Origin of the sequence: Kribbella polygonati (genome assembly GCF_050320105.1) — a bacterium.
Taxonomy (GTDB): domain Bacteria; phylum Actinomycetota; class Actinomycetes; order Propionibacteriales; family Kribbellaceae; genus Kribbella.
This window is the reverse complement of the sequence record NZ_CP190129.1, coordinates 2,869,520-2,880,396: the sequence shown is the minus strand read 5'-3', so window position 1 is coordinate 2,880,396 and position 10,877 is coordinate 2,869,520. Positions and strand designations below refer to the sequence as shown.

Sequence of the window (10,877 nt, the reverse complement as noted above, 5' to 3'; positions counted from 1 at the left end):
GCCCTTACCGGATCATGGTCGCCTGTGCCCGAGGTTTCCTTGCTGACGTTGCTGTTCCTGGTGGTCGCCGCCTTCGCCGCGGGGTGGATCGACGCGGTCGTGGGTGGTGGCGGTCTGCTTCAACTGCCGGCGATGCTGCTGGGCCTGCCGAACGCCTCGCCCGCGCAGATCCTGTCCACCAACAAGATCTCGTCGCTGTGTGGTACGACGACCAGTGCGGTCACCTTCGGTGTCAAGGTGCGTCCGGACCGTAGAACGGTGCTGCCGTTGGCGATCCTGGCCGGTGTCGGCGCGGCGGCCGGTGCGCTGGTCGCGACGAAGATCCCAATGTCCTGGTTCAAGCCGATCGTGCTGGTGCTGCTCGTCGTGGTCGCGATCTACACCGCGATGAAGCCGTCCCTCGGCGCCCGGACGGCGCTGCGCTTCGACGGCCGCGACCACTACCTGGCCGCGGCCGGCGTCGGCGTACTGATCGGCTTCTACGACGGCGCGGTCGGGCCGGGCACCGGGTCGTTCCTGATCTTCGCGCTGGTCGGCCTGCTCGGCTACAACTTCCTGCAGGCCAGCGCGAAGGCGAAGATCGCCAACGTGGCCACGAACCTGGGCGCGATCCTGGTCTTCGCCCTGCACGGCGCTCCGCTCTGGGGCCTCGGCCTGATCATGGGTGCCGCCAACATGCTCGGCGGCCTGCTCGGCGCTCGCACCGCGGTCGCCCGCGGCAGCCGCTTCGTCCGGGTGATCTTCCTGGTGGTCGTCTCCGCGCTGATCCTCCGACTCGCGTACGACGTGTTCTTCGCCTGACCGGCGGTAGGTTGGCGGGCATGGTCGACTACGACGGGCGGATGAGCAGCGTGTACGTCGCGGGGCGGCGGATCTCGGCCGGGGAGGTTGCCCGCTGGACGGCGGCGTTCGCGGCGTACGCGCCGGGCCGGCGGCCGTTGGACGTGCTCGATCTGGGCAGCGGTACGGGTCGGTTCACGCCGGGGCTGGCGGCCGAGTTCGGCGGGCGGGTGTACGGCGTGGAGCCCGCGGACCGGATGCGCGAGGCGTCGGAGCCGGCGTCCGGGGTGAGCTACCTGAAGGGCAGTGCCGAGGCGATTCCGTTGCCCGAGGCATCGGTCGACGTGGTGCTGATGTTCCTCACGTTCCACCACTGGACGGACCCGCTGCAGGGCTTGCGGGAGGTCCGCCGGGTGTTGCGGCCCGGGGGAGTGGCGCTGCTACGGACGCAGTTCTCGGACCTGATGCCGGACCTGTTCTGGTACCGGTACTTCCCGTCGGCGCGGGCGGTCGACGCGGCGATGTACTGCTCGGTGGACGAGGCGCGGGCGCTGGCCGTCGAGGCGGGGCTGGTGCCGGGCGTGGACGTCGTACGGATCACGGGGGAGGACCCGCGGACGGTGCGGGCGACGTACGAGCGGTTGAGTCTGCGGGCGTTGTCGACGTTCGAGAAGCTGCCGGAGGACGAGATGGAGGCCGGGTTCGCTCGGCTCGCGGCGGACGTGGAGCAGGACCCGGATCGGGTGCTGCCGGTGCACCAGGCGACGATGCTCGTGCTCACGCGTCCCAGCTGACGTTCAGCGCGGACGGCTTGCGGAAGACGAGGCCGTGCGGCGGCGGCGAGTCCGGCGCGAGGCGGAGGCCGGGGAGCCGGAGCACGGCTTCGAGGGCGGTCAGCGTCTCCAGGCGGGTCAGGTGCATGCCGAGGCAGATGTGCGGGCCGCTCGCGAAGGCGAGATGGCGGCGGGCATTTGTACGCCGTACGTCGAAGTCGTCGGGGTTCTCGAACACATCCGGGTCGCGGCCGGCGCCGGCGAGCGAGACGGTGACCATGTCGCCACGGCGGATCTCGCGCCCGGCCAGCTCGACGTCGCGGGTCGCGTAGCGGTCGACCACCGCGGCGGCCGGTTCGAGGCGGAGCGATTCCTCGACGGTGTTCGCGAGGAGGGTCGGGTCGCCGAGGACCAGCTCGAGCTGGGAAGGGTTCGTCAGCTGGTGCCAGAGCGCGTTGGTGATCATCCCCTCGGTGGTCTCGATCCCGCCGAACATCAGCACGGCCGCGTTCGCGACCACCTCGTCGACCCCGAGCCCGGCGTGCGCCGCGGCCGCCAGCAGCGAGTCGCCCGAGTCGATGCCCGAGGCAACGTGTTTGTGCAGCTCCGCGAACGCCGCACCGCCCGCTTCGGTCAGCGGCCGTCCCGCGGACACCCCCGACACGGAGTCCGAGATCGCCGAGTACCACCCCAGGACCGTCGGCGCCGAGGCCGGTGGGAGCCCCAACGAGTAGGCGACCACGGCGACGGATAACGGCCCCGCCAGCGCCGTCCGCAGGTCAGCGACCCCACGTCGCACGCCCCGTTCCCTGCCCGCAGTCCCGTCGCCCACCTCGGCGTCGCGGTCTGAGGTGGTGCGGACCGCCGTCATCAGCTCCGCCACCGTTTGCTCCACCGGCGCCGCGAAGCGGCGGCGGGTTTCGGCGAGCCCGAAGGGAGACTCGAACGGACCCCGATGGGCTTTGTGCGGGTTGCCGTCCAGGGAGAGCATCGACGGGCCGACCACCTGCGCGGTGGAGAACCGGGGGTCGTCGACGGTGAAGGTTTCCGGGTCGCGAAGGACCTGGACGGCCAGCGAGCGGCCGGTGACCAACCAGCTGTTCAACGCGTCGATCCAGCCGACCGGGCGGATCGCGGCGAGAGCGGGATGAGGGTCGATTTCGAGCTGCTCCAAGGTGACCACCGGACCAGCCTAGGCGTAATACCATTGACACCACTGGTATTGCTGAGACAGATCGATTTCAAACGACTCAGGAGGCCTCCGGGTTACGGATCTCTCAGCAAGGCCCTCTAGGGTGTGGGCCATGTCTGAGCATTTGGTGCTGCTGCCTGCCGTCGATGTGGCGGACGGGCAGGCGGTTCGGCTGGTGCAGGGCGAGGCCGGCAGCGAGACGTCGTACGGCGACCCGCTGGCGGCGGCGCTGGCCTGGCAGCAGGCCGGCGCGGAGTGGATCCACCTCGTCGACCTGGATGCGGCGTTCGGCCGGGGCTCCAACCGTGAGCTGCTCGCCGAGGTGACCGGCAAGCTCGACGTACAGGTCGAGCTGTCCGGCGGCATTCGCGACGACGAGTCTCTCGAAGCCGCACTGGCCACCGGTGCCCGCCGGGTGAACATCGGTACGGCGGCGCTCGAGGACCCGGAGTGGTGCGACCGGATCATCCAGCAGTACGGCGACCGGGTCGCGATCGGCCTGGACGTCCGCGGCCGGACGCTGGCCGCCCGCGGCTGGACCAAGGAAGGCGGCGACCTGTACGAGGTGCTCGCCCGGCTGGAAGCGGCCGGCTGCGAGCGGTACGTCGTCACCGACGTCACCAAGGACGGCATGCTCCAGGGCCCGAACCTGGACCTGTACCGCGACCTGTGCGCGCGCACCGACAAGCCGATCATCGCCTCCGGCGGTGTCTCGAGCCTTGACGATCTCAAGGCTCTGAGCACGCTGGTCCCGGACGGCGTCGAAGGCGTCATCGTCGGCAAGGCGCTGTACGCCGGCGCGTTCACCCTGACCGAGGCACTCGAGCTCACGCGTGGAGGCGACAAGTGAGTCTGGCCGACAAGCTCCGGGACAAGAAGGTCCTGGTCACCGGCGTCACCGGCTTCGTCGGTGAGGCGCTGCTGCACCGGATCATCGGCGAGCTGCCGGGCACCACGGTGGCCGCGATCATCCGCCCGAAGGGCTCGCTGACCGGCACCGACCGGATGGCCCAGCTGCTCCGCAAGGACATCTTCAAGCCGTTCTACGGCGAGGGCACCGAGTACGCCGACGCCGAGGCGCTGTCCGCGGCCCGGATCCACGTCATCGACGGCGACCTGTCCGACGTACCGGAGCTGCCGAAGGATCTCGACATCGTCGTGCACTGCGCGGGCGACGTGAGCTTCGACCCGCCGATCCACGAGGCGTTCACGACCAACGTGCTCGGCACCAAGAGCCTGCTCGAGCGAATCGTGGAAACCGAGCGACCGGTTCATTACGTCCACATCTCGACCGCGTACACCGCCGGCCGCCGGCGCGGTGCGATCCCGGAGGCCCCGGTCGAGCACCTGGTCGACTGGCGCACCGAGGCCGAGGCCGGGATGGCGATGAAGGCCCGGATCGAGGAGCAGTCCCGGTCCGCGCCGATGCTGGCGAAGTTCCGCAAGGAGTCCGAGAAGCTGCACCGCCGCGCGGGTCACCTGACCGCCGCGGCCGACACCGAACGCCGCCGGATCGAGTGGGTCGCGAAGCGGCTCGTCGAGACCGGCACCGAGCGTGCCCGCAGCCTCGGCTGGACCGACTGCTACACGTTCACCAAGGCGCTCGGCGAGCGCGTGGTCGAGGAGTTCTCCGGCACGCTGCCGACCTCGATCGTCCGGCCGGCCATCATCGAGTCCGCGGTGCAGAGCCCGCACCCGGGCTGGATCGAGGGCTTCAAGATGGCCGAGCCGCTGATCCTCGCGTACGGCCGCGGCGAGCTGCCGGAGTTCCCGGCGTCGCCGGACTCGGTGATCGAGATCATCCCGGTCGACCACGTGGTCGGCGCGATCTGCGCGGTGATGGCGACCGAGCCCGAGCTGAACAAGCCGGAGTACTACCACATCGGCTCCGGCGCCCGGAACCCACTCACCTTCGAGCAGCTGTACGCCGGTGTCCGCGCGTACTTCTCCAAGCACCCGTTCGACCTCGGCGAGCGCGGCGCGGTCCGGCTGCCGGTGTGGAAGTTCCCCGGCGGCGACTCGGTCGAGACGATGCTGCGGTACGGCGAGAAGGCACACAAGATCGCCGACGCGGTGATCACCCGGGTCCCGCGCGGCGAGCGGACCCGCAAGTACGCGCGCGAACTCGACGTACAGAAGCGCCGGCTGGACTTCCTGCGCCGCTACATGGACCTGTACTCCGAGTACGCGCAGGCCGAGCTGCAGTTCATCGACGACAACGTCCTTGCCCTGCACAACGCGCTCGAGGGCGACGACAAGGAGAAGTTCGCCTGCGACACCTCGGTCGTCGACTGGCAGTACTACCTGCAGGAACTGCACTGCCCGAGCGTCACCGAGTCGATGCGCCGCCTCGACGTCGTCCGGAAGAAGCGGAACAAGGCGCTCGCCGAGTCCGCCGGCGTCCTGAAGAAGGTCGAGCCGTCGGAGTCGAAGGTGATCGCGGCGTTCGACATGGACGGCACGCTGCTGTCCTCGAACGTGATCGAGACCTACCTGTGGATGCGGCTGCCCGAGCTCGACGGGCCGCAGCGCGCCAACGAGATCGGCGCCATGCTGCGGAAGCTGCCGAAGCTGATCGCCGCCGAACGCAAGGACCGCGGCACGTTCCTGCGCACGATCTACCGCCGGTACGCCGGCGCGGACCTCGAGGAACTGAACCAGATCGTCGACGAGATCCTCGCCGAGCACGTCCTCGAGCGCCTCAGCGGTGCCGCCGTACGGCGGATCCGTGAACACCGCGCCGCCGGGCACAAGACGATCCTGATCACCGGCGCCGTCCGGCCGCTGACCCGGCCGCTGGAGCCGCTGTTCGACGAGATCGTCGCGGCCGAGCTGGCCGTCGACGACCGCGGCCGTTGCACCGGGTTCCTGTCCGGACCGCCGCTGGTCGGCGAGTCCCGGGCCGCGTGGATCAAGCACCACGCGCGGCAGACCGGGATCGACCTGTCCAAGTCCTTCGCCTACGCCGACAGCCACTCGGACCTGCCGATGCTGTCGACGGTCGGCAACCCGGTCGCGGTCTCGCCGGACGTGTCGCTGTTCCGCGCCGCCCGGGCCGCGCGCTGGCAGATCGTCGACTGGAAGACCCCGTCCACCACGTCCCGTCTGGAGTTGCCCGGGGTGAACGCCCGATGATGCTCGCTCTCGAGATGTACCGGTCTCCGGCCAAGTTCCTGGCGGCCAAGGCCGTCGGCGGCCGGATCCCCGGCATCCTGACGGGCCCGGCCGCGCCGCTGCGGCTGGTCACGATCAACGAGCCGAAGGCCGAACGGGACGGCTGGGCGCGGATCCGCCCGATCCTGTCCGGCATCTGCGGCTCCGACCTCGGCATGGTCACCGGCAGCACCAAGATGTACTTCTCCGCCGTCGTGTCGATGCCGTTCGTCCCGGGCCACGAGATCGTCGGCGAACTGCTCGACGACTGCGAGGACCTGCCCAAGGGCACCCGCGTCGTGATGGACAGCGTCCTGACCTGCGCGACCCGCGGCGTCGAACCCTGCGAGGGCTGCGCGTCCGGCAACACCAACCGGTGCGACCGGATCACCGTCGGCCACCTGAAGCCAGGCCTGCAGACCGGGTTCTGCCAGGACACCGGCGGCGGCTGGGGGAACATGCTCGTCGCGCACCGCAGCCAGCTGTACGCCGTACCTGAGGCACTCACCAACGAGCGCGCAGTGCTGGTCGAGCCGCTCGCCGGCGCCGTACACGCGGCGCTGCGGGCGAAGGTGGAGCCGGGCCAGTCGGTGTTGGTGAGTGGTGCAGGTGCGGTCGGGCTGTTCGCGACGCTCGCACTGCGCGAACTGACCCAGGCCGGCCGGATCACCGTCGTCGCCAAGCATGCCAAGCAGCGCGAGCTCGCCCAGGCCTTCGGAGCCAGCGACGTCGTCGCGCCCGACGAGGTGTTCCGCGGGGTCCGCCGCTCGACCGGCGCGTTCCGGCTCAAGCCCGACCTCGGCGCCAAGGAGTTCCTGCTCGGCGGCGTCGACGTCGCCGTCGACGCCGTCGGCAGCAAGGACTCGATCGACACCGTGCTGCGGGTCACCAAGGCCGGCGGCCGCGTCGTACTGTCCGGCATGCCGTCGACCGGCGTCGACCTGTCCCCGGTCTGGTTCCGCGAGCTCGACCTGGCCGGCACCTACGCGTCCGCCCGCGAGGAGCCGAACGGGCGGCCCGCGTTCGAGACCGCGCTGGAGCTCGCCGGGCGCGCCCCGCTGGACGGCGTCGTCGGCGCCCGCTACCCGCTGTACCGCTGGCGCGAGGCTCTGGACCACGCGCATTCGGCCGGCCGCCTCGGCACGGTCAAGGTTGCTTTCGATGTGAGGGCCTCATGAGGGCGCTGAACGTACGACGAGAGGGTTTCTGACATGTCTCGGCCAGGTTTTGTGCTTGAGGTTGACGACCGCACACCGCCGCTGCTCGTGCACAACGGTGAGGGCTTCCTGCTGGAGCGGTTCCCGCAAGGCACTCGGGTGGTGTACCCGCCGGAGGCGCTGCCGCCGGTCCGGGACGTCGACGAGGCGATCCAGAACGCGCTGCTGAACCCGCTCGAGTCCGAGCCGCTGCCGGAGCTGCTGCGGGCCGGGATGCGACTGACGATCGCGTTCGACGACATCTCGATCCCGCTGCCGCCGATGAAGAAGCCGGACATCCGGCAGCGCATCATCGAGGCCGTGCTCGAGCTCGCCGCGCAGGCCGGCGTCGACGACGTCGAGCTGATCTCCGCGAACGCGCTGCACCGCCGGCTCACCCCGAACGAGCTGCGCGACATCGTCGGCGAACGCGTCTTCCGGTCGTTCTACCCCGACGGCAAGCTCTACAACTTCGACGCCGAGGACTCCGCGAACCTGACCCACCTCGGGCAGACCAAGCACGGCGAGGACGTCGAGATCTCCAAGCGGGCGGCCGAGTCCGACCTGCTCGTCTACGTGAACGTGAACCTGGTGGCGATGGACGGTGGCCACAAGTCCACGTCCATCGGGCTGGCGTCGTACAAGTCGCTCAAGCACCACCACAACAGCCACACGATGATCCACTCGCGGTCGTTCATGGACCACAAGGCGTCCAAGATGCACCACTCCGCCTGGCGGATGGGCGAGATCCTCACGCAGCACGTCAAGGTGTTCCAGATCGAGACCACGCTGAACAACGACATCTTCGGCGGGCCGCTGGAGTTCCTGCAGAAGCGCGAGTGGGAATGGTCGATCAAGGACCAGGCGTCGTTCCTGGCCGCCAAGCGCGGGCTCGCCGCCGCACCGAACAAGCTGCGGCACAAGATCTTCACCGACACCCGATCCAACTACGGGCTCACCGGCGTGCACGCCGGCAAGATCGAGCCGGTGCACGACAAGACGCTCGAGAACGTGCACCGCCAGCACATGGTCGAGGTCCAAGGGCAGTCCGACGTCGCGATCATGGGCGTGCCGTTCATCGGCCCGTACAACGTGAACTCGGTGATGAACCCGATCCTCGCCGCCTGCATGGGGCTCGGCTACTACTTCAACTCGTACCGGGGGAACCCCGTTGTCCGCAAGGACGGCGCGGTGATCCTGTACCACCCGGTCGACTACGAGTTCAGCCAGCTGCACCACCCGTCGTACGTCGACTTCTTCGAAGAGGTGCTGTCGGAGAGCACCGACCCGGCGACGATCGAGGCGAAGTTCGAGAAGCAGTACGCCGAGGACCCGTGGTACATCCACCTGTACCGGACGTCGTACGCGTATCACGGCGTACACCCGTTCTACATGTGGTACTGGATCTCGCACGCCCTCGACCACTGCGGCGACATCGTCTGGGTCGGCGCGAACCGCAAGACGGTCGAGCGGATGGGCTTCCGGTCCGCGTCGACGCTGCAGGACGCGCTCGAGATGGTCAGCCACTCGGTCGGCCGGTCGCCGTCGATCACCTACCTGCACAACCCCCCGCACCTGCTCGCGGACGTGCGCTGATGGGTACCAGCCTGGTCAAGTTCAGCCGCGAGACCGTGCGCGACGTACGTCAGGTCGCGCGCGGATGGCGCTGGGGCCGGCGACCGCAGGTACCGCGGACCGCCGAGCCGTACGTGATCCCCAAGGAGACCTCGGTCTTCCCGACACGCTGGGCCCGGACGCCCGCCGCGATCGCGGTCCGCGACCTGATCCAGAAAGGCCCGCTCAACGCGGTGCTGAACTTCGAGGTCAGCCCGCAGGTCAGCGGCCTCGACTCGCTGCTCAAACTCGACGGCCCCGCGATCATCGTCGCGAACCACTCGTCGCACCTCGACACCCCGTTGCTGCTGCTGTCGCTGCCGGACGCGATGCGTCGCCGTACGGCGTTCGCCGCCGCCGCCGACTACTTCTTCGACACCTGGTGGCGGGCCGCCGGGTCGGCGATCGTGTTCAACACGTTCCCGATCGAACGACGCGGCGGCAAGATGAGCTCCACGCCCGGCGACCTGCTCGCCGACGGGTGGAACGTCGTCGTCTTCCCCGAAGGGACGCGCTCACCCGACGGCTGGGTCCAGCGGTTCCGGATGGGCGCGGCGTACCTCGCCGTCGAACACGACGTACCGATCATCCCCGTCGGCATCAAAGGCTCCTTCGCCGCCATGCCCCGCGGCCGCGGCTGGCCCGTCCCCGGCCGCCCCGCCGTCCACGTCCGGTACGGCGACCCGCTCCGGCCCGCCGCCGGCGAAAGCGCCCGCGACTTCGCCCCCCGCATCGCCGCCGCCGTATCAGCCCTCCTCGACGAGGAATCCACCACCTGGTACGCCTCCCGCCGCCGCGCCGCCCTCGGCGCATCCCCCACCCAAACCGGCCCCGACGCCGCCCGCTGGCGCCGAGTCTGGGAATCCACCCGCCCCATGAAATCCACCGACAACCGCCGCCGAGCCTGGAAGTAGGCCCAACCGCGCCCCACTCACCCTCCAGGGGTGGTGGGGCGCGGATGTGTTGGCCGGTGGTGGGGGTGCTGTCCCGCCCACCCGCCCTTGAAGGCGGTGTGGTGTGGGAGTGGCGGCCGGTAGGTGAGGTTGGTGTCCCGCCCACCCTCCCCGAACGTGTTGGGCGGGATGTGTTGGCCGGTGGTGGGGTGCTGTCCCGCCCACCCGCCCTTGAAGGTGGTGTGGTGCGGGGTGGTGACCGGCAGGTGTGGGTTGGTGTCCCGCCCGCCCGCCCACCGCGAGAGTGTTGGGCGCGGAGCTGTTCGCCGGGCGTGGGGTTGGTGACCCGCCCGCCCTTGAAGGTCGTGTCGCCCGGAGGTGGTGACCGGCACGTGTGGGTTGGTGTCCCGCCCGCCGCCCGCCGCCCGCCGCCCGCCGCCCGCCGCCCGCCGCCCGCTGAGGGTCTGGGGCGCGGATGTGTTCGCCCGTTGTGAGGGTGCGGTCCTGCGGCATCGAGGTCGCCGACCCTGACCGGATCGGCCGGCCGACTCCCGCGCACGCGATCCCGGCCGCGGCCCCGGGACCGACGCTCCTCACCCGCCTCCGCACCCGGATCGGCCTCGCCGCGCCGCCCCTCCCCGAACCCGAGCCGCACGGCCCGACCCACCGCCGCGCCGACCTCGTCGTCGAACTCCCCGTCGACACCGAACTCCAACGCGGCACCCGCATCCACCTGGCCGTCGACACCACCCGCATCCACGTCTTCGACCACACCGGCCACCGCGTCGACCGCATCACCCGCTGAACAAGCAGCGGGGTCGCTGAACAAGCTATTGCCTGTCGCCCGACCCCACCGGGTGTTCAAGTCACCCGCCGACGACGGCGCCGTTCGCGATGTCCAGGTGGGGGCTCCTCGAGTACGGCGGGGGTGTCGAGGGGGCTGCTGTCGACGAGGATCACCCTTGAAGGTGGCGTGGTGTGGGGGCAGGCAGGTGAGGTTGGTGTCCCGCCCGCCCTCCCTGGAGGTGGGGCGCGGACGTGTTCGCCGGTGGTGGGGGTGCTGTCCCGCCCACCCACCCCTGAAGGTGGTGGCGTGGTGCGAGGGTGGCAGCAGACGGGTGAGGTTGGCGTCGCGCCAGTCCTCCGCTGGGGGTGTGGGGCGCGGAGGTCTTCCCCCGTTGTGGCACGTGCTGTCCGGCCCGCCCCTGAAGCTGGTGGCACGTCCGAGTGCTAGCTGGGCACTTCGTGCGCTAGCCCGGCGCCGCTTTGCGGCGCG

9 protein-coding genes are annotated in these 10,877 nt (G+C 70.2%); 8 read left to right on the top strand and 1 reads right to left on the bottom strand.

The window, feature by feature from the left end:
• Positions 1-24: 24 nt before the first annotated feature.
• Positions 25-801, top strand: coding sequence for a sulfite exporter TauE/SafE family protein (locus ACQHIV_RS13785; protein ID WP_427894301.1), 777 nt, complete (start codon positions 25-27; stop codon positions 799-801).
• Between the two features lie 20 nt (positions 802-821).
• Positions 822-1,574 carry a class I SAM-dependent methyltransferase gene (locus ACQHIV_RS13780; RefSeq protein WP_427894299.1) on the top strand — a complete coding sequence of 251 codons (753 nt, stop codon included), beginning with the start codon at positions 822-824 and terminating at the stop codon, positions 1,572-1,574.
• On the opposite strand, the gene ACQHIV_RS13775 is transcribed toward ACQHIV_RS13780, so the two are convergent.
• Positions 1,558-2,736, bottom strand: a complete 1,179-nt coding sequence (locus ACQHIV_RS13775) for a cytochrome P450 (protein ID WP_427894297.1) — start codon at positions 2,734-2,736, stop codon at positions 1,558-1,560. The two genes, ACQHIV_RS13780 and ACQHIV_RS13775, sit on opposite strands and share 17 nt — an antisense overlap.
• Positions 2,737-2,857: 121 nt before the next feature.
• Between ACQHIV_RS13775 and priA the strand changes: the two genes are divergently transcribed.
• The 6 genes from priA (at position 2,858) to ACQHIV_RS13745 (ending at position 10,406) form a co-directional block, all read left to right on the top strand.
• On the top strand, positions 2,858-3,595 hold the full coding sequence (priA, locus tag ACQHIV_RS13770; RefSeq protein WP_427894295.1) for a bifunctional 1-(5-phosphoribosyl)-5-((5-phosphoribosylamino)methylideneamino)imidazole-4-carboxamide isomerase/phosphoribosylanthranilate isomerase PriA: 738 nt from the start codon (positions 2,858-2,860) through the stop codon (positions 3,593-3,595).
• Entirely contained in the window at positions 3,592-5,880 is a 2,289-nt protein-coding gene (locus ACQHIV_RS13765) for an HAD-IB family hydrolase (RefSeq protein WP_427894293.1), read from the top strand. Before priA ends, ACQHIV_RS13765 begins: the two co-directional genes overlap by 4 nt.
• Positions 5,877-7,076: a zinc-dependent alcohol dehydrogenase gene (locus ACQHIV_RS13760; RefSeq protein ID WP_427894292.1), complete on the top strand. Its 1,200-nt coding sequence runs from the start codon at positions 5,877-5,879 to the stop codon at positions 7,074-7,076. The genes ACQHIV_RS13765 and ACQHIV_RS13760 overlap by 4 nt, the downstream gene beginning before the upstream one ends.
• Positions 7,077-7,127: 51 nt before the next feature.
• Entirely contained in the window at positions 7,128-8,690 is a 1,563-nt protein-coding gene (locus ACQHIV_RS13755) for a lactate racemase domain-containing protein (RefSeq protein WP_427894290.1), read from the top strand.
• A complete protein-coding gene (locus tag ACQHIV_RS13750; protein WP_427894289.1) occupies positions 8,690-9,622 on the top strand; it encodes a lysophospholipid acyltransferase family protein in 933 nt (310 codons plus the stop codon). The genes ACQHIV_RS13755 and ACQHIV_RS13750 overlap by 1 nt, the downstream gene beginning before the upstream one ends.
• Positions 9,623-10,091: 469 nt before the next feature.
• The gene (locus ACQHIV_RS13745; RefSeq protein WP_427894287.1) at positions 10,092-10,406 is read left to right on the top strand and encodes a hypothetical protein; all 315 of its coding nucleotides are present in this window, start codon (positions 10,092-10,094) and stop codon (positions 10,404-10,406) included.
• Positions 10,407-10,877: the final 471 nt, after the last annotated feature.

Coding starts and splice junctions, on each gene's coding strand:
- ACQHIV_RS13780 (WP_427894299.1), top strand. CDS start 822: ATGGTCGACTACGACGGGCGGATGAGCAGCGTGTACGTCGCGGGGCGG.
- priA (WP_427894295.1), top strand. CDS start 2,858: ATGTCTGAGCATTTGGTGCTGCTGCCTGCCGTCGATGTGGCGGACGGG.
- ACQHIV_RS13760 (WP_427894292.1), top strand. CDS start 5,877: ATGATGCTCGCTCTCGAGATGTACCGGTCTCCGGCCAAGTTCCTGGCG.
- ACQHIV_RS13750 (WP_427894289.1), top strand. CDS start 8,690: ATGGGTACCAGCCTGGTCAAGTTCAGCCGCGAGACCGTGCGCGACGTA.